The sequence below is a fragment of the Streptomyces sp. NPDC058092 genome (genome assembly GCF_042884935.1).
Lineage (GTDB): Bacteria > Actinomycetota > Actinomycetes > Streptomycetales > Streptomycetaceae > Streptomyces.
The window spans coordinates 37,843-61,806 of record NZ_JBHVSY010000013.1 but is presented as its reverse complement, the minus strand read 5'-3'; the positions used below and the strand labels follow the sequence as shown (position 1 = coordinate 61,806).

Sequence of the window (23,964 nt, the reverse complement as noted above, 5' to 3'; positions counted from 1 at the left end):
CTCCAGCGAAATGGCACGTGTGTGGATATCGTGCACCGAGCGCGGGCGCATCCGTCAGTCCATGGGATCGGCGGATGCGTCCCGTTTGTGGCGATGCAACTGTGACTGGGGGGTTCATGGGGCATGTCGAGCTACCCGATTCGGACAGATCAGGACCCGTGGGACTGGCGGGGGCGCCACGTCCACGGACTGCTTCAAATCGGCCTCGCGGCAAAGAACTTGACAATCTGTGGAGGGTGCCGACCGGACCGTGCGAACGTTCGGGACCGGCCGCGGCCAAGAGACGGACGGACCGGCGCCTGCCGGTCGTCATCGGCGCCGAACTGCTCGGCCTGGGGATTCCGGCATGGCTCGTCCTGTGGGCGGGCGGGCAGCCGCGGGCCGAGGTCGCCGCGGCGGTGGCCGCGCTGGCGTGGTCGGGTGTGCGGGCCGCGCGCGGCCGGTACGCGGGCGGGTCTCTGGGCGATCCGCCGGGGGTGCTGACCACGGCCGGCGACTGGCTGCTGCTCATCGGCGTGCTCGCCGTGCTGCGGACCATGACCGGTGACGCGGTCGATCCCGCGACGGCGGTCGTGGCACTGCTGGCCGGTCTGCCGGCGAGCCTGACCGCGTGGGGGGTACGGCGATTGCGGCGGCAGCGGACGGTCCGGCGGGTACTGGTGGTCGGCGAGGCTCCGAGAGTGGAACGCGCGGTGCAGCTGCTGGGTTCCCGTGCGGACCACCCGTACCGGGTCGTGGCCGCCATACCGGTGGGGACCGCGCCGCTGGAGTGCGAGGTCCAGGTGCCGGGCCGGCTCGCACCGGCACCGGCCGACGACGACGCGTCGACGGTGCTGGGCGGCGCCTTCGCCCATGACGTCGACCTGGCTCTGGTGGTGCCCGGGCCGCAGCTCTCCGAGGAGCGGCTGCGCCGGCTCTCCTGGGGACTGCACGACGGCGGGCTTCCGCTCTCCGTGCTGTCGGAGCTCTCGGGCATCGCGGCCGGCCGGATACGGCCGTCCGCCGCCGCCGGGCTGACCCTGCTGCACGTCGCACCGCCGCTGCGCCGGGGACCGCAGATGATCCTGAAGGCCGTGGTGGACCGCATCGGCGCCGCACTCGGGCTGCTGGTCCTGGCACCCCTGCTGCTCCTGATCGGGGCGGCGGTGCGGCTCGGCTCGAACGGGCCGGTCTTCCACCGCCAGATCCGCCACGGGCAGCACAACCGGCCGTTCACGATGTGGAAGTTCCGGACGATGGTGGTGGGCGCCGAGAGCCACAAGCAGCAGCTGATCACGGCGAACGAGAACGACGGCCCGATGTTCAAGATGCGCCGAGACCCCCGGGTGACCGGAATCGGCCGTCTGCTGCGCCGGACGTCTCTGGACGAGCTGCCGCAACTGCTCAATGTGCTCCGGGGCGACATGTCGCTGGTCGGTCCACGGCCTCCGCTGCCGGAGGAGGTGTCCCGCTACGACGAACGGGAGCTGAGGCGGCTCGCCGTCAGACCGGGGCTGACCGGCCTGTGGCAGGTCAGCGGGCGTTCGGACCTGTCCTGGCAGGAGACCGTCTCGCTCGACCTGTGGTACGTCGACAACTGGTCGGTGGCCACGGACATGGGACTCATGGCCCGTACGCTGCGCGCCGTCACCGACGGCCGCGGGGCCTACTGAGAGCGGCGGCCGTCGATGCGAAGAGTGCGGGACAACCGGCCGTCCGGGGCCGGTGGGACGGGCGGCCGTCGCGTTGCGGCGGCCGGCCCGTGCCGGTGGACCGGTCGGCTCCGCTCAGACCTGTGCGGCCCGCCGCTCCAGCCACCACGCGTACGTACGGGCGATCCCGTCGCGCAGCGGTATGCGCGGTGCGAAGCCGAGGGCGGTGAGCCGGGAGACGTCGAGCAGCTTGCGCGGGGTGCCGTCGGGCTTCGACGTGTCCCATGCGATGGAGCCCTGATACTTCGTCACATCACCCACAATTGCGGCGAGTTCACGGATCGACAGGTCCTGGCCGCAGCCGATGTTGACGGGTTCGTCGCCGTCGTAGCGCTCCAGCAGCAGGAGGCACGCGTCGGCCAGATCGTCGACGTGCAGGAATTCGCGACGCGGGCTGCCGGAGCCCCAGAGCGTGACCGCGGGCGAGCCGTCCCGCTGCGCCTCGTGGAAGCGGCGGATCAGCGCGGGCAGGACGTGCGAGGTCTCCAGGTCGAAGTTGTCGCCCGGACCGTAGAGGTTGGTGGGCATGGCGCTGATGTACGCGGCGCCGTACTGCCGGCGGTAGGACCGGATCTGCACGATCCCGGCGATCTTGGCCAGCGCGTACGCCTCGTTGGTCGGCTCCAACGGGCCGGTGAGCAGGGCGCTTTCGGCGATCGGCTGCGGGGCGTGCCTGGGGTAGATGCAGGACGAGCCGAGGAAGAGCAGCCGCTCGACCCCGGCGGAGTGCGCTCCGGCGACCACGCTCAGCTGGATGCGCAGATTGTCCTCCAGGAACTGCACCGGATACGTGTCGTTGGCCATGATCCCGCCGACCTTGGCGGCGGCCAGCACCACGGCGTCCGGACGGGCCTCGCGAAGGAATGCCTCGGTCCGCGCGGCGTCGCGCAGATCGAGGTGGTCGCGATCGCGGGTGATCACCTCGTGTCCGGCGGCGGTGAGGCGGCGTACGACCGCCGAGCCGACCAGGCCGCGGTGGCCCGCGACGAATATACGGGCACCGGGTCGTAGGAGGGGGCGGACGGATTCCTGGGGAGGGCCGGGGAGATCAGTCGTCATGGCTCGGATTGTGCCAGCAGCCGCGGACCACGGTGACGTTTTGCCACAGATCGCTCAATTACGGAATTTCGGTGTGAATCAACAGCCTTTCAGGCGAACACAGAGGGGGTAGTCGTGGCGAAGACCGCGCTCATCACCGGCGTGACCGGACAGGACGGTTCGTACCTGGCCGAGCTGCTGCTCGACAAGGGGTACACGGTCCATGGACTGATACGCCGCTCGTCGAGCTTCAACACCGAGCGGATCGACCACATCTACCAGGGACCGGAGGAGGACGACCGTTCGTTCGTCCTGCACCACGCCGACCTCGCCGACGGGGTCGCGCTGGTGAATCTGCTGCGCGACATCCGGCCGGACGAGGTCTACAACCTGGGTGCGCAGTCGCACGTCCGCGTCTCGTTCGACGCCCCGCTGTACACCGGTGACATCACCGGTCTCGGCACCATCCGGCTGCTGGAGGCCGTCCGCGCGAGCGGCATCGACACCCGGATCTATCAGGCGTCGTCGTCGGAGATGTTCGGCGCGACACCGCCGCCGCAGAACGAGAAGACGCCGTTCCATCCGCGGAGCCCGTACAGCGTCGCCAAGGTGTATTCGTACTGGGCGACCGTCAACTACCGTGAGGCGTACGGGATGTTCGCGGTGAACGGGATTCTCTTCAACCATGAGTCCCCACGCCGCGGCGAGACCTTCGTGACCCGGAAGATCACCCGTGGGGTGGCCAGGATCAAGGCGGGTCTGCAGACCCATCTCCATCTGGGCAATCTCGACGCCGTGCGCGACTGGGGGTACGCCCCCGAGTACGTCGACGCGATGTGGCGGATGCTGCAGCGCGACAGCCCGGACGACTATGTGGTGGCCACCGGCGAGGGCGTCAGCGTCCGGCAGTTCCTGGAGTACGCCTTCGCCCACGCGGGCCTGGACTGGCGGGAGCACGTCCGCTACGACGCCAAGTACGAGCGCCCCAGCGAGGTCGACGCGCTGATCGGTGACGCAGCCAAGGCCGAGGAAATGCTCGGCTGGAAACCGGCGGTGAAGTCGCAGGAGCTCGCCAGGATCATGGTCGAGGCGGACATCCGCCAGCTCTCCGACCAACTCGCCGGAGCGGCCGTGCGGGTGGACCGATGAGACATCCGTACCTGTTCGACGGCCGGACCGGCGCACCGGCCGGTCCGGCGCGCACCCACATCACCCGGCAGCTGCTCCTGGTGGCCCCGCCGGGGACCGACCCGGGCGCGATCTCCACCTCCACCGGCTGCCCGGTGGACCCGAGCGCGTCCGCACCGGTCCGGGCCCCCGGCCCGGACCACCCACTCGCCCCGACCGGCAGCGGACCGGACCGTCTCCGCCGCCGGCCGGACGAGGCAGAAACCGCGGTCTCAGGGCCGCAGCTCGTTCTCACCTTCGGAGCTGAATGATGAACGGAAGTACGGGGCGCAGACCCACCGGACGCAGGAGGGCGCGGGCTACTGCCGGTGCGCTCTGCCTGCTCGCCGGAACACTGACCGCCGCCGCGTCCGGGGGCTCCCCGGCCGCGGCCCTCACCCCGCCGGTCTCGCTGACCGCGGACGACCTCACCACCTGGCAGACCAACGGCATCGTCTGGTCGATGGCCGCCTCGGACGCCGGTGTCGTCTACGCCGGCGGCACCTTCTCCACCGTCCGGCCACCGGGCGCGCCCGCCGGCACCTCCGAACAGCCCGCGGTGAACTTCGCCGCGTTCGACGCGGCGACCGGTGCGCCGACGGGGTGCAAACTGTCGTTCACGCTCTCGTCGGGGACGGCGACCGTACGGGCCCTGGCACTCTCGCCCGATCAGAAGACCCTGTACGTCGGCGGGCAGTTCGGAGCGGTGAGCGGGTTCGGGGTGAGCAATATCGCCGCGATCGACACCGCGACCTGCACCCCGCGCCAGGACTTCAAGGTCTCCGTCTCCGCGACCGTACGAGCCCTGGCCGTCACCGCCGACACCGTCTACCTGGGCGGAGACTTCAACACCGTGGCGGGACAGACCCGGAACAAGTTCGCCGCGGTCACCACCGGCGCCGCACTGAAGCCGTGGACGGCCAACGCGGACGAGATCGGCCGGGCCGTGGAGCTGACGCCCGACCGCAAGCACGTGCTGATCGGCGGAAACTTCTTCACCGTCAACGGCACCACCTCGCACGCGCTGGCCGTGGTGGACGCCACGACCGGGGCCGTGACCAAGAGCTATCCGGCGGGCTTCATCCCGAACACGTCCACGGTGCAGGACATCACCACCGACGCCACCGGCTTCTACACCGCCAACGAGGGCACCGGGGGCGGTGTCTTCGACGGCCGGATCGCACTGAACCTCAGCAATTTCGAACAGCGCTGGCGGGACACCTGCCTGGGCGCCACCCAGGCCGTTCTCGTGCACGACGGCGTTCTGTACAGCGGGAGTCACGCGCACGACTGCGCCACCATGGGCGGGTTCCCGAACCAGCCCCGCAAGCATCTGCTGGCCCAGTCGGTCAGTGATCCGAAACTTCTCCCCTGGTTCCCGGACACCAACGACGGCATCGGGGAGCCCGTCGGACCGCGGGTGATGGCACAGACGGACAAGGGCGGGCATCACTATCTCTGGGTGGGTGGCGAGTTCACCACCGTCAACGGCTCCGCGCAGCAGGGGCTGACCCGGTTCGCCGACGGTCCCGACACCGGGGCGCCGTGGGTACCGAACGTCAGTGTGTCCACCGTCGCCGCGGGCAAGGTCCAGGTCAACTGGCAGTCGAGCTTCGACGCCGACGACGGGGAGCTCACGTACCGGATCTACAAGGACGGTGCGAGCACTCCGGTGCACACCACGACGGGTTACTCCGTGTTCTGGGACCGGCCGCAACTGAGGTGGACCGATACGGACGTGGCCGCGGGCGAGACCCACACGTACCGGATCAGTGCGAGCGACGGCATCAACACCAGCGCCAAGTCCGCCGCCGTGACCGCCACGGTGGCGTCCGCCGCCGAGAAGTACCCCGCCAGGGTGCTGGCCGACGGCGCTTCGCTGTACTGGCGGTACGACGAGGGCTCGTCGACGTTCGCGGCCGATACCGGCACCGGACTGGACAACGCCTTCCTGCGCAACTCCCCCGCCTACCGGCAGACTCCGGCCGCGGTCGCGGGTCCCTCGACCGCGATCGGCTTCAACGGATCGAGCCAGTACGCGTACGGCAACAGGCGCCATCCGCAGCCGACCAGGTTCTCGGTGGAGACCTGGATCAGGACGACGACGGCCAAGGGCGGGAAGATCGTCGGCTTCGGCAATCTGACCATGCAGAACAGCACCCAGTACGACAAGCACGTGTACATGCGCGATGACGGACGGCTGGTCTTCGGGGTCCACAGCGGAAGCACCAGGACCATCACGACACCGTCCGCCTACAACAACGGGGCCTGGCACCACGTCGTCGCCACGCAGGGCACGGGCGGCATGGCGCTGTACGTGGACGGGCAGCTCCGCGCCTCGAGCGCTCTGTACACCGGCAACGAGAGCTACAACGGCTACTGGCGGGTCGGCGGCGACAACCTCAACGGCTGGCCCAACCGGCCGACGAGCAACTTCTTCGCCGGGCAGGTCGACGAGACCGCCGTCTACCCGAACGCGTTGAGCAGCGCGCAGGTCAGTGCCCACTACTCCCTGAGGACGGGTGGATGAGGTATCCGTTCCGGGCCGGCGTCGCCGTCGTCGTACTGACGGCGGCGCTGGCCGCCTGCGGCTCGTCCTCCGACGGCCACCGGGACGCGGGCGGCGCCGGGCCATCGGCCACCCAGCCCCCTGCCGCGTCCCCGTCGAACGGTCCCGGAGCCACCACGTCCAGTGGCCCTGCGGCTCCGCGGACGAGCGCAGCACCGAAACTGCCCACCGATGAACTCACCCCGGCCACCGGCTCGTTCAGCAAGATGCAGAAGGAGTATCTGGTCGACCGGGTGCCCAAAGGCATGGATCCGGCGGCCGTGCTCCAGACGGGTCAGGAGACCTGCGACAGGCTGACGTACCTGGTGAAGGCCGACCGGGAGGTGGCGGTCGCCGCGATCGTGACGGGCGAGATCGCCGACGCGAAGCCCGCCGTCGAGCATCTCTGCACCCAGCACCGGAAGTTGGTGCAGGAGGCCTCCCGGGGGTACGCGGACGGCACGTACGGGGCCGAGCAGATCCGGCCGGGCCGCTACCACGACGTCTCCCCCACCGGGAACTGCACCTGGCAGATCACCGGGGCGAACGGCAGGAACCTTGGCTCGGGCTCCGCCGCCTCCGGGAAACGGGCCGAGATCACCCTCCCGGACTCGGCCCGCGCCTTCACCTCCACAGGCTGCTACGCCTGGCTGCCCGAAGGAGAGCACGGATGAGCAAGCTGCCGATAGCCGTGGCTATCCCCACGAAGAACGAGGGGCTCAACATCGCCGAGGCGGTGAAGTCGGTGCTCGGCCACTTCGAGGCGGTCGTCGTCGTCGACTCGCACAGTACGGACGACACGGCGAAGATCGCCGAGGAGTGCGGGGCCGAGGTGATCACGTACACCTGGGACGGCGGTCATCCGCGCAAGAAGCAGTGGTGCCTGGACCATGTCCGCACGGATCTGGACTGGATTCTGCTGCTCGACGGGGACGAGCGACTCAGCCCCGGGCTGCTGGCCGAACTGCGGCAGCTCTTCGCCGATCCCGGGGCGCCCAGGCCGGCGGCGTACGACATACCGCTGGGCTACTGGTTCTCCGGGAAGCGGCTCCGGCACGGCTACACCATCCGCAAGCGGTCACTGACGGACCGGACCCGCTGCCGGTACCCGGAGGTGGGGGATCTCGAAGCGCCGGGCATCGGCGAGGTCGAGGGGCACTACCAGCCGGTCGCCGAGTCGGCGGCCCCGCTCCGCAATCCGATCGAGCACCAGGACCTCGACCCGGTCACGGCCTGGTTCGAGCGGCACAACCGGTACTCGGACTGGGAGGCGTGGCTGGAGCATCACCCCGAGGTCAAGGAGCAGGTGCGGAGGGTGAAGTCGCGCCAGGGGCAGCTGTTCCACAAGGCGCCCTTCAAGCCCCTGGTGTCGTTCGCGTACATGTATCTGTACCGGCGGGGTTTTCTCGACGGGCGGGCGGGGTTCGACTTCGCGCTGGCGATGAGCTTCTACCGCTGGCAGATCGCGCTCAAGTCCCGTGAGGGAAAAGCCGGGTGACTCAGGCCGACCGGCGGCCCTTTTGGCGGACCACGTCCTCGTAGGTCCGCCGGAGGGTCCGGGTCACGCCGTCGATGGTGAAGTGCTCATTGACCAGGTCCCAAGCAGCCTTCTCCGCCCGGGCGTTGGCCTCGGGTTCGAGGAGTTCCAGTACGGCCCGGGCGACTTTGAGCGCGTTCTTGCCGTCCTCGCCGACCCGGCTGTCGATCACCCGGCCGGCCCCGGCCCGCGCGACATCGTCCCCGAGGCCACTGGTGCGGGTGATGACCACGGGGGTGCCGACGGACATCGCTTCGAGGACGGAGACGGCCAGGGGTTCCTCGATCGACGGCAGTACGTACACATCGGCCTGCCGGCCCGCGGCCAGAACCTCTTCGTGGCCGAGCGGTCCCACGTGGTCGAGGGAGCCCATCACCCCCAGTTCACGGGCGAGTTCGAGAGTCGCCGACAGCGCTCCGGTGTCGGGGCCGGCGAGCACGAACCGGGCGTCCGGGTGCTCGGCGAGGACCGTCGGCATCGCGGCGACGAAGTCCTGCGGCCGCTTGCGCTCCTGGATCCGGCCCAGGAAGAGGACCGTCGGCGGCCGCCCCGGCGCGCGGGCGGGCTTCGGCTCCTGCGGCCGTACGCCGTTGACCAGCCGTACGGTGCGGGTCAACGGAACCGGTGCGGCAACGGCGTTCACATCGAGGCGTTCCATCTCGGTCAGATGCAGCACGGCGTCGGCTTCGCGCAGCACCTTGCGTACACCCAGCAGATCGGTCAGCTGGGCGACCCGCTTCTCGGTCGGGTCCACCATGCCGTGGGTCTGGACGACCAGGGGTGTGCGGGACGCCAGCGCGAGCAGCGCGGCGGGGAGCGTCACCAGGTCGCGCATCAGATGGACATGGACGAGATCGGCGCCGCGCATCATGCGCCGGGCGGCGAGCAGGAGCGCGCCGGAGGTGATTCCGCTGACCTCGAACATGGGGAGCAGATGACGGGCCTGGAAGAGAAGGACCGGGACTCCCTCGACCTCACGCGGCAGTCGCCCTTCGAAGCCGTCGCCCAGTGCCATGATGCGGGCGTCGTCGCCGCCGGCCCGCTGGACCTTCGACAGGTTGAGCGCCACCCTTGTCGGGCCGCCGAACGCGTGGTCCGGGGTGTGCAGTGTGACGACGTGCAGGATCTTCACCAGAGTTCCCCTCAGTCTCGGCCGGTCTTTTACAGACTAGTCATCCAAACCCCCCAAGTGGGTTGATTCGTTAGAGTGTTCACAGATCCACGGAACGGGGGGGGCAGATGACGTCCGTGCACGAGGCGGCGCCGTCCGCCCCCGTACCGGAGCACGGCCCGCAGGACCCGGTCCAGCCGCCGGCGAAGCCCCTGTCGTGGGCCATGCTGTCGCGCGCCCTCGCCGTGCCGCTCATCCTCGGCCTGGTCTGCTTCCTGCCCGCGGTGATCGCCGCGCAGCCGGGCACCGGAGTCCGGGACACCGCGTACTGGCTGCAGCTCGTGCTGGCCTGCTATGCGGGGGCCCGGCTCGCCACGATGATCCTGTCCACCCGGCGCCGCCTGCTGCAGGGCGTCTTCTGGATGTTCGTGTACATCGCGATGGGGGTGGCGCCGTTCGCGCAGGTGGTCATCGGGCAGACCCCGACACCGATGGTCGGGCCGCGGTCGGATCTGGTGACCGCCATCGCGCTGGTCCTGGTGGGGTGTGCGGCGTTCGACCTCGGGGCGCTGCTGGCATCCCGGCGCCCGCTGCGCCGCCGGGCCACCGCACGCTCCGGGAGCGGTCCGGCAACGGCGCACCCGGTGCGGCTCAGGCTGTTGGTGGTGCTGGCCTTCGCGGCGAGCGGCTATTACATCGTGAAGCTCGGCGGGCCCGCCGTCTTCTTCACCAGTCGCCAGGAGATCAGCGCCTCGGTCGCGGCCAGCGGGGTGGTGTCGGGCCAGTCCAATGTGGGTTCGGCCCTCCTCAAGGGCTTCGGTACGGTACCCGCGCTGCTCGGGCTGCTCTTCTGGACCCGTCGGCTGGTGACCTCGCGCAAGGCCCGGCGCTCCCCCTCGACGGTGCTTGTCTGGTGTGCGTTGCTGGCCCTCAACGTCATCGTCAACAACCCGATTTCCAATGCTCGTTACTGGTTCGTGACCGTACTGGTCTCGCTCCTGTTCACCGCGTTCCCGAGCAGTGCGGCGATGTACCGCTCGGTGCTGGCGATGGGGGTGGTCGGGGCGTTGGTGCTGTTCCCGTACGCGGACCGGTTCCGCTACGACAGCGCCGGGTACCGGCCGGTGGAGTCGTCATCGGTCTTCGAGCCGCTGGCCACCAAGGACTACGACCAGGCGGTGATGTTCGCCAACACCGTCACCTGGGTCGACGCCCGCGGTCACACGTACGGGCGTCAACTGGCGGCCTCCGCCCTCTTCTTCGTGCCCCGGTCGGTGTGGAGCGGCAAGCCCGAGGACACCGGGGTGCGCGTCGGCCAGTGGATGGGGATGAACATGACCAACTTGTCGGCGCCACTGTGGACCGAGCTCTGGGTCGACTTCGGCGCTCCGGGCATGGTCGGAGCCTTCGCCCTGATCGGGTACGCCGCCGCGCGCACCGACCGGCGTTACGCGCGCGCGGTCTCCCGGGACGGCCCTGGCCCCGGCAGCGTTCTGGCCATTGCCGCGCCCCTTATCGCCGGGTACACCTTCATCCTGTTGCGCGGACCGCTGTTGCAGTCCGTCGGGAAGCTGGCGATCGCGGCCCTCTGTCTGCTGCTGGTCACCAGTTTCAGGAGCCGGAACGGATGGCACGCGCACTGACGGGCACCTGGTCTCCCGCGGTGCGGCGGCTCAGCCGGGCCACCCGGGTCCAGGTGGCCACCGCCTTGCAGACGGACCCCAGGCACAGGCCCCAGGCCGCGCCCGGTACCCCGCCGAGCACATAGCCGCCGGCCAGAAAGGCGACGGCGGCGAGCGAGAAGACCACCTGGATGGAGAGCGTGGTCCTCGGGTCGAGCATCCGCAGCGCCAGCAGCCCGCAGGTCCCGACGGCCATCGCCGCGTACTGGCTGCCGGTCGCGGGGAGCAGGGCGGCCGCCGTGGGCCAGGTGTCGCCGAGCAGATGGCGGCCGATCCCGTCGGGCAGCAGGGCGAGTGCGGTGGCCCACGCGGCGGCCGTGGCGGCCAGGACAGCGGCGAGCATCGCCGTGGCGCGTACCCTGCGCCGTTCGGAGGCGAGCCGTCCGAGCAGGGGCGGACCGAAGCCGGTGGCCGAGGTGAACAGGACGTTCAGCGGCCCGAAGAGGGTGGTCGCACCGCGCAGGGCACCGACCACCAGTGCGTTGCCGACGACACCGAGTCCGAGCACGGAGAGCTGGCTGGTGGCATTGCCGACTCCGAACTCCACCACGAAGCGCCGCCCCAGATGGCCTCGGCGCAGCAGGACCTTCAGCCGCAGCGGCGTACCGGCCACTCTGCGGTGCAGCAGGGCGGCCGACAGCAGCAGGGCCGGCAGCGCGGACAGCCCCCAGACGGTGACGAGCCGGGCGGCCGGGGCACCGTGGGGCTGCATGGCCAACGCGCCCAGCACACAGGCCAGTCTCAGCGCGTCGCCCGCCAGTGCCAGGTGCGGCAGGTGCAGGGTGGAGAAGGCGTACCGCATGGTGTCCTGCCCCAGAACCACCGGCAGGACCAGTCCCAGCATCATCAGGGCACGCGGGGTGGCACCCGGCAGCGGCAGACAGACGGCGGCGAGCAGGGCGCCGAGCCCGGCCGCGGCGAGAAGGGTGAAGGTGACCGCCGACCGGCACGCGCCGCCCACCTCCTCGTGCTCACCGCGTCGCAGTACGAGCGGCTGCCCGGTGTAGGCGCCGGACACTCCCAGCAGCACCGTGAAGACGAGATAGACCGCCGAGAAGCGGGCGAAGTCGGCCACGGTGGAGAGCCGGGCGGCGGCCACCAGTACCAGGATGTTGGTGAGCGCCGCCACGCCCTGGTCCGCGACCGAGCAGACGATCGCGGTCCGTGCCTTCATCTGTGTCCCGCGGTGGGGTCGAAGGTGCGCAGGCCGAGGGTCTCGGCGGGGTCACCGGTGCGCTCGGGGCCGTGACCCGCTTCGGCCCCGCCGGGCGGGTCACCGCCCGCGCGGCGCTTGCCGGCCTTCTTGCGGGCCCGGCGCTCGGGGCGGCTCCGGCCGGGGTGCAGCAGGGCGCCGAGCACGGTGCCGCCGGCCGCCCCGATGATCTCGCGGATCCGTTCCAGGTCGCTGCGGTGCACCTCGCGGGGGTCGCAGACCACCACGACACCCTCCACCCGGTCGATCAGCGCGACGGCGTCGGCGTACGACAGCACCGGCGGGGCCAGCACGATGACGACGACGCCCGGCCGGTCGCCCTCGGCGACGATCCGTCCGACGGGCGCGGAGGTCAGGGCCCGCGGCACGTTGTCCGTGCGCCGGCCCGCTATCAGGGTGAAGGCGCCCGATCCGGGGACGTCCACGTTCATCCGGCTGTCCGACGGCCAGGCCCGTTCGCCCTCCGCCGCCCAGCGCGGCCGGGCGCCCTGCACGGCCGGGCCGAGGGCCCTGGCCAGGGACGGGGTACGCAGATCGGCCTCCACCAGGAGTACGTCCCGTCCCATCTCGGCGAAGGCGGCGGCCAGGTTGACGGCGGCGGCGGCCGGCGCGTCGCCGGCCCCGCGCGGGGACGTGACCAGGAGTCTGCGGCGCTGGGCGAACGACGGATCGTAGGCGAGCCGGAAGGCGACCGCCCGGTACTCCTCGGCGAGCCGGCTCCCGCTCCGCCCGATGGCGAGCAGCGCGCCCGCCGCTCCCCGCTCCCTGGGCAGGGTGCCGAGCAGCGGGGCGCCGAGCGAGCGGACCAGCTCCCGGGTGGAGCGCGCGGCCGGGTCGAAGACGAGGCGTACCCAGGACAGCAGCAGTCCGAGCGCGAGGCCGACGACACCGCCGAGTCCCAGCAGCAGGGGAAGTCCCGCACCGGTCGGCTCGGTGGGCGCGACGGGTTTCTTGGTGAGGTAGCCGGGGGTCGTGTCCAGGGCGCGCAACTCGGAGATCTTCCGGCTCAGTTCGGAGATCGACACGACGAGGTTGGCGCGGGCGCTGGTCACGTCGTTGCTCCCGACGGCCTGCTGGGCGAGTTGGTCACGCTGTTCGGTGAGCGGCTTCAGCTGGGCGCGGTAGCCGTCGACCATGTTGGCGATGCTGTCCTCGGTGCGTTGTCGGCGGATCTCCAGATAGGCGTCGGCGAGCGCCTGGGCCCGCGCCCTCGCGAGGGCGGGGGTGCGGCCGGTGTACGAGAAGCGGAGCACGAGGGTGTTGGGCGGGTTGGTGACCTGGAGGCCGGACAGCAGGGTCCCGACCTCCACCCGGTCGCCGTTCCTGGCCAGGGACCCGACGGCCAGGGTGCCGACGGTGTCGCTGACGGCGGTCTGCCGCTCGGAGCCGATGTTGATGCCCTTGTCGGCGGAGGCGCCCGCGGCGAAGGGGTCGGAGGCGGCGGAACGTACGACGACCTCGCCCGTCGACGTGTAGCTCTCCTCGCCGCTGAGGGCGAGCCAGCCGCCGCCGAGCAGTCCGAGGACCACGCCGGAGGCGAGCAGTGCGCGGTAGCGCAGGAGCTGTCGGAACTGGTCCCGCAGCAGCGCGGGTTCGTCCTGGTCCTCCAGGGCGCGGATCGGCTGGGTCATCGGCGTGGTCTCCCTTGTGCGTCCGCGAGGACCTCGGTGAGCAGTGCGTCGAAGCGGGCGAGGCCCGCCTCCCGGCTCAGGTGTCGTGCGACATACCGCGGTCCGTTGGCACCGAGCCGGTCCGCCTCGGCCGGAGCCTCGACGAGCTTGCGTACGGCCGACAGCAGCGCGGCGGGGTCCTCCGGTGCGACGAGGATCCCGGCGCCCGACCGGTGGATCTCCTGGGCGGTGCCGCCCCCGTCGGCGACCGAGGCGACGACGGGGCGGCCCGAGACGAAGTACGAGGTGAGTTTGGACGGGACACTCATGTCGAGCACGGACGCCCGCTGGGTCACCGCGAGAACATCGGCGGCGGCCAGGATGTCGGTGAACTCCTCGGAGACGGCCGGCGGCAGGAAATCGAGGTTGCGCAGGCCCGCCGCCCGCCCCAGCAGCGCCGTGCGCTGGTTTCCGTCCCCCATCAGCACGAAGTGGATCCCCGGTGCCAGCCGGGCCGCGTCGACGAGGACTTCCAGTCCCTGCTTGAGCCCCATGTTCCCGGAGTGCAGGACCACGGGAGCGCCCTCGCTCCAGCCGAGTTTCGCCCGGGTCCGGGCGCGGTCGGCCGAAGGCGCCTGTACATGCGACCAGTTGGGGACGAGACGGATGCGCCCGGGGTCCACGCCGTACGCGGTGACGCGCGGGACGAACGTCTCGTGGATGACGCCGACGAGGGCGGCGCCGCGCAGCGCGTAACGTTCGGCCGCCGAGGCGACGGCCGCTGCCCGGCCACCGCCCCGGATACCGCTCTGCGCGGCGGCGGCGCCCATAAGATCCTGCACGACCGGTATGTACGGGACGTGCCGGCGGCGGGCCAGCCGGGCCCCGATGACGCCGCCCGCGAGGCTGGGCATCTGGGAGATCACCGCGTCCGGCGGGCGCGGAAGGGGCAGCGACACCAGTCCGTGCCCGAGCACTGTCGCCTCGAACACGGCCCTGCGCAGGGCACTCTGACGGGTCGGCACATAGTGTCTTCGCCGGTGGACGGTGACCCCGGACCGCTGCTCGGTGACCCGCCACACGCCGCGGTACCCGGCCTCGGTCCGCCAGGACGGATAGTGCGGCATGCCGGTCAGCACGTGGGTCTCGGCCCCGGACTCGGCCCAGTGCTCGGCGAGCTGCGCGGCGTACGGGCCGATGCCCGTCAGCTCCGGCGCGTAGTTCGTCGAGACGACCAGCAGCGTACGGCCCTCGAACGGTGTGTGACGGTCGGCATCGGACATGGACGCTCGCCTTCCCCCCGGAACATCTGTGTTCCCCCCAAGGAACAACCCCAAAAGCGAGCTTATCCGTTCACGTGATGCGCAAGTGGTCTTCACAGTAAGGTCGTTGCACCATCAACACCGATACCGATATCCCGCTCCACCGGATGCCATGTCCGGACAACCGCTGCGGGACACGGACATCACGTTCACCGTGGGGGGAGAGAACGGATGGTGCACAGGGTCGGCTACGCGCCGGGTGTCTACGACCTGTTCCACATCGGGCACCTGAACATCCTGCGGCATGCCCGCAGCCAGTGCGACTACCTCGTCGCGGGCGTCGTCTCGGACGAGATGGCCGCGCTCGCCAAGGGCCACAAGCCGGTGATTCCGCTGCCGGAACGGCTGGAGATCGTACGCAGCGTCCGCTACGTGGACGCTGCGTTCGTCGAGACGGTGCCCGACAAGGTCACGACCTGGCAGCAGGTCAGGTTCGACGTCATCTTCAAGGGGGACGACTGGCGGGACACGGAGAAGGGCAAGCGGCTGGAGCGCGACTTCGCCGAGGTCGGCGTGGAGGTGGTCTACTTCCCGTACACCGTGCACACGTCCAGCACCCAGCTGCGCCGGGCGCTGGACACACTCGTCAGTCCACAGTCCGGAGCGCTTTCAGCTCCCTGAACCACTTGGCGAGGAACGCCACCAGGAACAGCGCGTGCACGACGGCGAGCACCGCGTAGCCGATGCGGAACGCGGTCCGGTCGCCGAGCAGCAGGAACACCAGGCAGAACACCCCGTAGTCGGCGGGCAGCAGCGCCACGGCCCGCACCCGGGACACCGGGCCCGGCCCACTGCCGCCCGCCGCGGGCCGGACGACCGCCTTGCCCAGCTGCTCACGCAACAGCCCGGCGCAGAAGGTCAGCACGGCGGTGAACAGGAAGCCCAGCGGCAGGAGCAGCCAGCCCTGGGACGGAAGACCGAAGAACCGCTGGAACGATATCAGGACAGCGGTGTGTACGAGGATCATCTTGGCGCAGTCCACGACATGGTCCAGCCACTCGCCGTCCGGCCCTCCTCGCCCGGTCAGCCTGGCCAGCTGCCCGTCGGCCGAATCGAGGGCGAAACCGACGGCGAGGCCCGCGTACACCGCACCCGCGAGCCCCCAGGACGGCCGGACGAGCGCCACCGCGGCGATGGCGGCGAAGGTGAACGCCGCACTGATCAAGGTGACTTGATTGGGTGTCAGCCCGATACGGTACGCGGCGGCCGCGAACACCCGGCCGGCCGGCCGGTTCACGTACCGCGAGTACAGCGACACCCCCTTGGCCGTCTTCTGCGCACCGCGCAACTCGCGCAGAACCGTGCCCGTGCTTCCCATACGCCCCCCAGCGTGTCGCGGTTGCCCCCGGCGGCACCGGCAGAGCGCCGGAAGTGCGCCACGGTTGCCGCCGTCGGAGCCGCATCATGGCACGCGGCCCGTGCCGCGCGTGGCCACTCGCCCGGTCCCGCCGGCGATCGGCGCCCGCCGGGCCCGCACCGGGTGCGGGCCCGGCGGAACCGCGCCTCAGGCGGACGCGGTGCGGCACTCCGGGTGGCCCCAGCCGTTCGGGTTCTTGGCGATCATCTCCTGGGCCGCATAAGGCTTTCCGCAGTGGCAGCGGCCGGCGAACCGCGCTCGGATGGTTCCACCGGAACGCGCCGCACCCCCCGCCTTCTTCGCCGGAGCGCCCTTGCTCCGCCCCTCCGCCGCACGGGCGGGGGCCGGCTCCGGCAGCTGCGAGCCGTGCGCGGTACCGGCCGGCCGCTGCGCCACCGCGGCCTCGCTCGCCGCCTGATCGGCAAGGGCGTTGAGCGGGTCCCCGTCCACCTGGTGGGCGGGGACGTAGACGAACTTCACGGCCCGGCCGGTCAGCAGGGCGTCGATACCTGCCACCAGGTCTCGGTTGGCCACCGGCTTTCCCGCCGATGTCTTCCAGCCGTTGCGCTTCCACCCGGGAAGCCACTTCGTCACCGCGTTCATCGCGTACTGCGAGTCCATCCGTACCTCGATCGGCACGGACGGGTCCGTGGACTCCAACAGCTCCTGCAGCGCCGTGAGTTCGGCGACATTATTGGTGGCCGTCCCCAGTGGTCCCGCCTCCCAGCGCTCCGGTCGCCCCTGCGCATCGGCCACGACCCATGCCCAGGCCGCAGGCCCCGGATTGCCCTTCGATGCCCCGTCACACGCGGCGATGATGCTTTCGTTCATGCCCCCGATCATGCCAGCGCCGTACCACCCCCTCGGCACACGGTAACGCTGAGTGATGATTCAAGGTGCGGTGAACCGGCGGCGCTGGTTCTCTGATGGAGCCCGCTCTTCCCAACCGCACAAGGAGCGATGATGAGCGTTGCACGTGAATCCGGTGACCGTGCGCAGCAGCTGCGCGACAAGGCCCGGCAGATGAACGAGGCCGCTGAGCGCACCACCGACCCTGAGCAGCGCCAGCGGCTCCAGGAGAAGGCCCGGAAGCTGCAGGAGCAGATCGAGCAGCAGGGCAACATGGGCAAGGGCAACATCCGCCCGCCCAAGTAGTACCCGCCTCACGTAGTACCTGTCTCACGCGAACGGCCGACGTCTTGCCGCTCTTCCATGAGTGAGTGGCAAGCCGTCGGCCGCTTCGCTGCGGCGGGGCGGCGCGCAGCTTCGGGCGACCGATCCGTCGCTCACGCTGCGTGATGGTGTGGCGGCTGTCACCGCTCACGCTGCACGACGGCCTGCACGTCGGCGAGCCCGGCTGGGGCGCGGCGCTGATCAACGATTCGGCGTACGGGCACGATGTGACCCGTACGGTGCGTGCGGACGGGTCCACCACGACCACGGTGCGGTTGTCGCTGCTCCGTGCGCCCCGCTCTCCCGACCCGGCGACCGACCGGGGGGGTGCACCGGCTGCGGTACGCGCTGCTGCCCGGGGCGACGATCGGCGACGCGGTGCGCGAGGGCCGGCAGTTCAGCCTCGCCGAGCGCCGGGTGCCGGGGAGCGCCGCGGTGGCCCCGCCGGTCCCGGTCGATGACGACGCGGTGGCCGTGACGGCGGTGAAGCTCGCGGACGACGGCAGCGGGGACGTGGTGGTCCGGCTCCACGAGGCCCACGGCGGACGGGCCTCGGCACGTCCGACGACGGGGTTCGCACGGGCCGGGGCAAGCGTCACGGACCTGCTGGAGCATCCGCTCGCCGACGAGCCCGCCGAGGTGGCGGGCGATGCGGTGCGGCTGCGGCCGTTCCAGAACAAGCACTTGTACGACGTCTACGCGTACGCGGACGGAAAGGCCGTCCGCGAACGGGCCGGCGGCACCCTCGCGCCGGGCGCCAAGTCCGTGGACCTGGAGACGTTCGACTGGGACGCCCTCCCGGGGCTGATACGCCGGGCGGACAAGGATCTCGGCGTCACCGAGCCCACCAGCCACTACGTGGACATCGATCCGGCCTCCCCGTTCGACGACTACCAGCCGACCCTCAGCGTCTACGTCTCCGACGAGTACGGCGGTGCCTACCTGAGGGCCGACATCAACGGCAAGGTACTCAAGGAGAATCCGCGCAACGGCTGAGCCCGATGCGGCTCAGCCGAACACCCGGGCCAGCACCAGCAGCACGGCCGCGACGACCACGCCCGACACCAGTGCGCGAAAGCCGGGCGGAAGACCGCCGGCGCGGCGCTTCACCTCGGCCGTCGGCGGGGCGAGGCTGTTCGCGCGGGCCAGCCACTCGCGCGGCGGGTTGTTGGGGATGACGACCCGCCAGGGCTGCTCGGGGTCGTACTCGACGACCGCCCTGGACCTGTGCAGCAGCCCCTGCAGGTCGAGGGGGTGACGGACCTCGACCCGGTACGGGGGCAGATCGTCGGTCACCACGGTGAGGTCGAAGGCGAACACGGAGTTCACCGCCTGCCCGTCGGCGACCGGCCGTCCGTTCTCCTTGTTCACGGCCTTCACCCCGTTGACCACAGCGGGCGCGAAGGCGCGCGGTCCGCCGGAGCGCAGCCCGGGGACGGCGATGCCCGACTTCATGTCCTCGGCCGCCTTGCCGAACGCCGTCAGGGCCAGGGCCGTCGCGGGGAGCCCGAGCATCAGCAGCCAGCGGGGGCCGTCCATGGCGCCCTGGACCACTGCGGCGAGGGCGAGCCCGGTGCCGAGCGCGGACAGCAGGCTGAACAGCCTGAAGAACCGGCGCAGGGAGGACACGGGGGATGTCGACGTGGTCATGAGAGGCGCAGCACCTTCCGGCGGGGAACGACGACCCTGGTGCTGGCCGGGTCGTCGGGGCGGTCGGCGTCGTACAGGGCGAGGACGTCCCGTTTGAGGGCGACGCGTTCCACGACGGCCGGGACCTCGTGGCGCACCCCGGCCGTGTCGTCGAAGACCACGGTGACCTCGCCGTACTTGCGGCCCACCGGCCGCCAGCCCTCCAGCACCGCGTCGGCCGTGGTGCAGCGGCGGGAGAGCCGGCGCAGCCCCGCGGTGCGCCGCAGGCTGACGGCCGCGCCCCACCAGGCGGCGAGGCAGCCCGCGCCCGCGACGGACCACAGGATGACGAGCCATACGGAGACGGAGATCCCACTGATCGGCAGGAGAATGCTGAAGGAGGGGGTGGAGTGGTGCTCGACCTGGCCCTCCCCAAGCGCGTCGTACCAGCCGGCGATCGCGGCGACGGCGCAGAGCACGACCATCGCCCCGGGCGCGGCACGGTGCAGGAATCGGGCGGAGAGCAGACCGAGGACGACGGCCGAGCCCACCCCGATGAACCCGGACACGGACGCGAGCTGGTCGCTGGCGCAGCCGCCGGTCCCGTCGCAGGTCCACCGCACGGAGGTGGCCTCGTGACTGGCGATGTACCACATCATCCAGACCTGCCACACCATCAGCGCGCAGGCGATGGCACGCATCGCCTGCGCATAGGCTTTCTGCCGCACTGTCCGCCCTCGTCCTTGCAGTCCGCAGGGCCATGGACCGCCCCGGCGGACCATATACGTGGTGTCCACACCCTGTCCGTGATCCACAACACGCCGGCCGGAGTGCGGCCGGGCTCAGACCGCCCTGTTCGGCGCCTTGGAGAAGAGGGCGGGGGCTCGGCCAGCGCGGCGAACGACACCCCGTCGAAGTACGACAGGGTACGGAAGACGTTCTCCTCCTTGCCGCGGTGCATCTTGAGGTAGCGGGTTGTCTCCGAGTACGGGGCGGCGTCGGTGAGGGTGACGGCCCGTCCGGAGTGGCAGAGGAACGGAACGTCGGCGCGATGGCTGCCAGGTCGGGGACGAGTGCGTCGACCGCGAGGGTGATGCCGCCGCCCTGACGACCTGGTCCTATATCGCGGACCAGGGGGTTGGTCCGGAAAGGAGCAGGCCGATTCCGGTCACCGGGACCGGTCTGCTCCGGAGTCTCCTCAGAGAGCCGTGCCGGTGCCGCTGTCGGTGGCGCGGCGTCTGCGGACCGCCACCACGAGGCCCGCGCCGGTCAGGATGCTCACGCCCGCGAGTGCGCCCAGTGAGGCCATGACCAGGGTGCTGGTACCCGTCGAGGCCATCGGCGACTCCGCCGGTGTCCGGTCTCCGGCGGCCTGCCGGATCAGATCGGCGACGACGTCGGGATGCGAGATCATCGCGGCGTGGGAGGAGTCGACCTCGATGGTGTGCGATTTGGCGCGCTTGGCCTCGAAGCGTTCGAGGTCCGGGGCGATGGCCTTGTCCCGGGTGGCGACCAGCGCCCAGGACGGGATGGTCCGCCAGGCCGCCGCAGTCGCCTTGTCCATGAACGCGGCTCCGCTGATGGGGCGTTGGGCGGCGGCCAGCGCGGCCGCGGTGTCCGACGGCACGTCCGCCGCGAAGACGTCGTGGAACTTCTCGGGCCGGATGTACAGGTCGGTGCCCTCCTTGCCGTCGGAGCCCAGGAACGGCACCGGCTTCAGAGCCGTGTTCAGGTCGCTGCCCGCGAACTTCGCGCCCAGATCCGCCAGCCGCTCCCCCTTGTCCGGCATGAAAGCGGACACGTACACCAGCGACTTGACGTTCGGGTTCCCGGCGGCGGCGTTGCCGATCACCGCACCGCCGTAGGAATGCCCGGCCAGCACGATCGGACCCCTGATGCTCTTCAGGACGTCGGCTATGTAGGCGGAGTCACCGGCGAGCCCACGCAGCGGATTGGCCGGGACGGTGACCTGGTACCCGTCACGTTTCAGGCGTTCCACCACGCCGTTCCAGCCCGAGGCATCGGCGAACGCGCCGTGTACCAGCACCACCGTGGGCTTGGCGCCGGCCGGATCGCCGCCGTCGGCTGCGGCGGCGGGTACGGGGGCCGTGGCAAGGGCAGCCGTGGTGAGCGCTGCGGCAAGGCTCTGCGCGCGACGCCCGCGTATCCGTCTCCGCGGGGCGAGGAAGGTTGAGACGGTCATGCTGTTCTCTCTTCGTCGTGGAACGGTTGGTTGGGCTCAGCGTCGCCAGGCCCGGCCGGAACAGCGCGACACGAGAAGCAGGGGAGTGAAGACCGCCGACGTTCGAGTGAGACGTAAGCGACGCAGAGTAACGGTGCGGAAGGGTCTCGCCGCTCCTCGTACGCCGTCGTGACCGTCGCACGAGGAGCGGCGGCGGACCGGGTGAGGTATTCCGGAAGCATGGCTTCTCGGCGATTCCTGCAATCGTTCCGCGAGTCCGGACGACGCAGGAACTCACTCGTGGCGGTGCCGTTCGCGCTGATCGCCCTCGTCACGGTGGTGGATATCGTCTCGCCGCCAGATGTCCATTTGGGCCCCTTCCTGGTGGCGGCACCCGCGGTGGCCGCCACGTTCACCGGGCCGCGCATGACGGCGTTCGTCGGTGCCGTCGCCGTACTGGCCCAGTCCCTCGTGGCCGTCGGGCGCACCGAAGTCAGCGACCTCAACCACACCTACCAGATCGTCGCACTCATCCTCATCTCTGCCTTCGTCACCTTCTTCGCCCACCTGAGAGAACGGAACGAGCAGGCGGTGACGCAGCTGCGTTCGGTGGCCGAGGCGGCGCAGCGTGTGGTGCTGCGGCCGCTGCCCGTACGAAGTGGTCCGCTGCGCATCGCCTCGGTCTATCTGGCCGCGGAGGCGGAGGCGCAGATCGGGGGCGATCTCTACGCGGCCGCCCGCACCAGCGACGGCACCCGGCTGATCATCGGTGATGTACGTGGCAAGGGACTGTCCGCGATCGGTGAGGCAGCAAGCGTGCTGGGCGCCTTCCACGCTCTGTCCCGCCAGGAGTCACGGCTGCAGGATCTGGTGGCGCATCTGGAGGTGAGCGTCACACCGGACCAGAACTTCGCCGTCCACGACGGCGGGGGCAGGGGCGACGACGAGGATCTCGCGGAGTCCTTCGTCACCGCGGCCGTTCTCGACATCCCCGATGCCGCCGCTGAACTCCACCTGGTCAGCTGCGGTCATCCGCCGCCGCTGCTGCTGCGGGCGGGCGAGGCGATCCCGCTCCTTGTGCGGGTGCCCGCCCCACCGCTCGGTCTGACGCACCTGCTGGTCACCGAACACACGGCGGAGACGTTCACCTTCGGCGTCGGCGACACCCTGCTTCTGTACACGGACGGTGTCATCGAGTCCCGGGACCGGTCGGGGATCTTCTATCCGCTCCGGGAACGGGCCGCGTCGCGGTGCGGCCAGGCCCCGGAACCCCTGCTGCAGTCGCTCTGCGCCGACCTCGTCCGCCACGCCGGCGGCCGCCTGGGCGACGACGCGGCGCTGGTCGCCATCGAACGGCTCCCGGCTCCGGGGTGACCGCCATCGGGTGACGGCCTCCGCGTGACCGCCGTCGGCCAGCGCCGCCTCAGTTCTGGCGGCCTCGCAGCCGACGCGACACGGCGCGCAGCCACGGGTGGCGTTCGTGCACGTGCGCCGAACGCCGGTCGAGCTCCTTGCCCAGGCGTTCCGTGCGCTTGTCGATGTCGAGTTCGTCGAGAATCCGGTCCACTTCGGCGAGCAGGGCTCCGTGCAACTGCCACTGTCCGGGGTGTTCCTGAACGGCCTCAAGAAGCTGGTCCGCCACCCGGTCCCGGGTCGTGCGGCTGACGGCGAGTGCGCGGGCCAGCCGGTCCTCCGCCTCCTCGGCGTTCTCCGCGACCGGAGTGGTGATCAGCTCCGAGAAGCTCTCGATGGCTCCGGCCATCTGTCCGAACAGCTCCCTCAGGGATGCGGCCACGTCGGCGGGGAAAAGGGTCTCCTCGGTACGGGCCTTGGCCAGGTCGGTCAGGGTGCGGGACAGCACCCGCAGCACCACGGCGCAGATCTCCAGGGTGTCCAGACCGGTGCGCAGCACGACCCGGTACAGCAGTCCCTGCCGGACGCGGGGATTGAGCGTGAGGCCTTCCTCGGCCTGCCGCAGCGAGGCGTCGACCTCCACGATGTCGTGGTCCAGCCGACGGGCCTCGTGGAGCCGGTCGGCCGCCCGCTGGACCGAGATGTGACCCGTCACGTCCTCCCCCATGGCACGGAACATGTGTCCCATCGCCCGGGCCAGGCTGTCGATGGAGGCGCCCGCGGGCTGCACCCACACCGGTGGCGCGAAGAGCAGGTTGAACAGCAGTCCCACGCCCGCGCCGATCAGGGTCTCCAGCACGCGGTCCCATGCGGTGTAGGCGACCTGCGAGACGCCCAGGACGAGCATCGCGCTGATCGCCACCTCGGGGACGAACTCGTCGACCCGCACCAGCCGCCCGATGATCAGCGAGGCGAAGATCGTCAGTCCGAGGCTCCACCAGCTGAGGCCGACCAGGGCACTGAGCGCGGTGGCGATGAGCACTCCGACAACGACCGAGTTCACCCGGCGAATCCCGGTGGTGAGGGTCGCGTAGAGGGTGACCTGTACGACGAGGAGCGCGGTGAGCGGCGCCGTGAGCGGTGCCGGATTCGACAGGGTCCACACCGCCACGACGTAGGCGATGACGGCGGCTGCCGTGGAGCGCAGGGTCTGCGCCCCGACGGGTTCGGTCGTGCGCCGGACAAGCTTGATCACGGGCTCGGATACGGATACTGCTGGCATCTCTGTCCCATGCCCGCCCGCACGCCGTCACACCGCCTCGGCGCACCGAACCCCACCGTACGGCCGTGC

The 23,964-nt window shown here is 70.8% G+C and carries 21 protein-coding genes and 2 pseudogenes; 11 read left to right on the top strand and 12 right to left on the bottom strand.

Features of this window, described 5'->3' with window-relative positions:
* Positions 1-116: 116 nt before the first annotated feature.
* Positions 117-1,652 carry an exopolysaccharide biosynthesis polyprenyl glycosylphosphotransferase gene (locus ACFVV1_RS22095; protein WP_389991705.1) on the top strand — a complete coding sequence of 512 codons (1,536 nt, stop codon included), beginning with the start codon at positions 117-119 and terminating at the stop codon, positions 1,650-1,652.
* 114 nt (positions 1,653-1,766) lie between these two features.
* On the opposite strand, the gene ACFVV1_RS22090 is transcribed toward ACFVV1_RS22095, so the two are convergent.
* Positions 1,767-2,750, bottom strand: coding sequence for a GDP-L-fucose synthase family protein (locus tag ACFVV1_RS22090; RefSeq protein ID WP_389991702.1), 984 nt, complete (start codon positions 2,748-2,750; stop codon positions 1,767-1,769).
* Positions 2,751-2,864: 114 nt separating this feature from the next.
* Here ACFVV1_RS22090 and gmd point away from each other — a divergent pair, with 114 nt between their 5' ends.
* The 5 genes from gmd to ACFVV1_RS22065 are packed head-to-tail and all read left to right on the top strand — an operon-like array spanning position 2,865 to position 7,942.
* Positions 2,865-3,878 carry a GDP-mannose 4,6-dehydratase gene (gmd, locus tag ACFVV1_RS22085; protein ID WP_389991699.1) on the top strand — a complete coding sequence of 338 codons (1,014 nt, stop codon included), beginning with the start codon at positions 2,865-2,867 and terminating at the stop codon, positions 3,876-3,878.
* Positions 3,875-4,168 (top strand): hypothetical protein, encoded by a 294-nt coding sequence (locus ACFVV1_RS22080; RefSeq protein WP_389991696.1) that lies wholly within the window; start codon positions 3,875-3,877, stop codon positions 4,166-4,168. Before gmd ends, ACFVV1_RS22080 begins: the two co-directional genes overlap by 4 nt.
* A complete protein-coding gene (locus ACFVV1_RS22075; protein ID WP_389991693.1) occupies positions 4,165-6,426 on the top strand; it encodes a LamG-like jellyroll fold domain-containing protein in 2,262 nt (753 codons plus the stop codon). The genes ACFVV1_RS22080 and ACFVV1_RS22075 overlap by 4 nt, the downstream gene beginning before the upstream one ends.
* Positions 6,423-7,118, top strand: coding sequence for a hypothetical protein (locus ACFVV1_RS22070; RefSeq protein WP_389991690.1), 696 nt, complete (start codon positions 6,423-6,425; stop codon positions 7,116-7,118). Before ACFVV1_RS22075 ends, ACFVV1_RS22070 begins: the two co-directional genes overlap by 4 nt.
* Positions 7,115-7,942 carry a glycosyltransferase family 2 protein gene (locus ACFVV1_RS22065; RefSeq protein WP_389991687.1) on the top strand — a complete coding sequence of 276 codons (828 nt, stop codon included), beginning with the start codon at positions 7,115-7,117 and terminating at the stop codon, positions 7,940-7,942. The genes ACFVV1_RS22070 and ACFVV1_RS22065 overlap by 4 nt, the downstream gene beginning before the upstream one ends.
* Before the next feature lies 1 nt (position 7,943).
* Here ACFVV1_RS22065 and ACFVV1_RS22060 read toward each other — a convergent pair whose 3' ends face one another.
* Positions 7,944-9,113: a glycosyltransferase gene (locus ACFVV1_RS22060; protein ID WP_389991684.1), complete on the bottom strand. Its 1,170-nt coding sequence runs from the start codon at positions 9,111-9,113 to the stop codon at positions 7,944-7,946.
* 107 nt (positions 9,114-9,220) lie between these two features.
* Between ACFVV1_RS22060 and ACFVV1_RS22055 the strand changes: the two genes are divergently transcribed.
* Complete coding sequence (locus tag ACFVV1_RS22055; protein ID WP_389991681.1) at positions 9,221-10,735, top strand: hypothetical protein; 1,515 nt, start codon at positions 9,221-9,223, stop codon at positions 10,733-10,735.
* Here the strand turns inward: ACFVV1_RS22055 and ACFVV1_RS22050 are convergent.
* From ACFVV1_RS22050 to ACFVV1_RS22040, 3 genes are read right to left on the bottom strand one after another with little or no spacing between them, the layout of a single operon-like run.
* Complete coding sequence (locus tag ACFVV1_RS22050; protein ID WP_389991678.1) at positions 10,704-11,948, bottom strand: hypothetical protein; 1,245 nt, start codon at positions 11,946-11,948, stop codon at positions 10,704-10,706. The genes ACFVV1_RS22055 and ACFVV1_RS22050 overlap by 32 nt on opposite strands.
* Positions 11,945-13,618 carry a lipopolysaccharide biosynthesis protein gene (locus ACFVV1_RS22045; protein ID WP_389991675.1) on the bottom strand — a complete coding sequence of 558 codons (1,674 nt, stop codon included), beginning with the start codon at positions 13,616-13,618 and terminating at the stop codon, positions 11,945-11,947. Before ACFVV1_RS22045 ends, ACFVV1_RS22050 begins: the two co-directional genes overlap by 4 nt.
* Positions 13,615-14,880, bottom strand: a complete 1,266-nt coding sequence (locus ACFVV1_RS22040) for a glycosyltransferase (protein WP_389991672.1) — start codon at positions 14,878-14,880, stop codon at positions 13,615-13,617. The genes ACFVV1_RS22045 and ACFVV1_RS22040 overlap by 4 nt, the downstream gene beginning before the upstream one ends.
* Before the next feature lie 210 nt (positions 14,881-15,090).
* Here ACFVV1_RS22040 and ACFVV1_RS22035 point away from each other — a divergent pair, with 210 nt between their 5' ends.
* Positions 15,091-15,540: an adenylyltransferase/cytidyltransferase family protein gene (locus ACFVV1_RS22035; protein ID WP_389991669.1), complete on the top strand. Its 450-nt coding sequence runs from the start codon at positions 15,091-15,093 to the stop codon at positions 15,538-15,540.
* Here the strand turns inward: ACFVV1_RS22035 and ACFVV1_RS22030 are convergent.
* A complete protein-coding gene (locus ACFVV1_RS22030; RefSeq protein ID WP_389991667.1) occupies positions 15,506-16,237 on the bottom strand; it encodes a CDP-alcohol phosphatidyltransferase family protein in 732 nt (243 codons plus the stop codon). The genes ACFVV1_RS22035 and ACFVV1_RS22030 overlap by 35 nt on opposite strands.
* A gap of 186 nt (positions 16,238-16,423) precedes the next feature.
* On the bottom strand, positions 16,424-17,107 hold the full coding sequence (locus tag ACFVV1_RS22025) for a ribonuclease H (RefSeq protein ID WP_389991664.1): 684 nt from the start codon (positions 17,105-17,107) through the stop codon (positions 16,424-16,426).
* A gap of 132 nt (positions 17,108-17,239) precedes the next feature.
* Between ACFVV1_RS22025 and ACFVV1_RS22020 the strand changes: the two genes are divergently transcribed.
* Positions 17,240-17,431, top strand: a complete 192-nt coding sequence (locus ACFVV1_RS22020) for a DUF6381 family protein (protein ID WP_389991661.1) — start codon at positions 17,240-17,242, stop codon at positions 17,429-17,431.
* 173 nt (positions 17,432-17,604) lie between these two features.
* A pseudogene (locus tag ACFVV1_RS22015) lies at positions 17,605-18,124 on the top strand (glycosyl hydrolase-related protein); the annotation flags it as partial.
* Between the two features lie 333 nt (positions 18,125-18,457).
* Here ACFVV1_RS22015 and ACFVV1_RS22010 read toward each other — a convergent pair.
* From ACFVV1_RS22010 to ACFVV1_RS21995, 4 genes and pseudogenes are all read right to left on the bottom strand, one after another.
* Positions 18,458-19,099: a hypothetical protein gene (locus ACFVV1_RS22010; protein ID WP_389991659.1), complete on the bottom strand. Its 642-nt coding sequence runs from the start codon at positions 19,097-19,099 to the stop codon at positions 18,458-18,460.
* Complete coding sequence (locus tag ACFVV1_RS22005; protein WP_389991657.1) at positions 19,096-19,806, bottom strand: hypothetical protein; 711 nt, start codon at positions 19,804-19,806, stop codon at positions 19,096-19,098. The genes ACFVV1_RS22010 and ACFVV1_RS22005 overlap by 4 nt, the downstream gene beginning before the upstream one ends.
* A 132-nt stretch (positions 19,807-19,938) precedes the next feature.
* Positions 19,939-20,224, bottom strand: a pseudogene (locus tag ACFVV1_RS22000) (acetylxylan esterase); the annotation flags it as partial.
* 52 nt (positions 20,225-20,276) lie between these two features.
* Positions 20,277-21,281 (bottom strand): alpha/beta fold hydrolase, encoded by a 1,005-nt coding sequence (locus tag ACFVV1_RS21995; RefSeq protein ID WP_389991654.1) that lies wholly within the window; start codon positions 21,279-21,281, stop codon positions 20,277-20,279.
* A gap of 219 nt (positions 21,282-21,500) precedes the next feature.
* Here ACFVV1_RS21995 and ACFVV1_RS21990 point away from each other — a divergent pair, with 219 nt between their 5' ends.
* Entirely contained in the window at positions 21,501-22,634 is a 1,134-nt protein-coding gene (locus tag ACFVV1_RS21990) for a PP2C family protein-serine/threonine phosphatase (protein ID WP_389991652.1), read from the top strand.
* Positions 22,635-22,683: 49 nt separating this feature from the next.
* Here ACFVV1_RS21990 and ACFVV1_RS21985 read toward each other — a convergent pair whose 3' ends face one another.
* Complete coding sequence (locus ACFVV1_RS21985; protein ID WP_389991649.1) at positions 22,684-23,895, bottom strand: aromatic acid exporter family protein; 1,212 nt, start codon at positions 23,893-23,895, stop codon at positions 22,684-22,686.
* Positions 23,896-23,964: the final 69 nt, after the last annotated feature.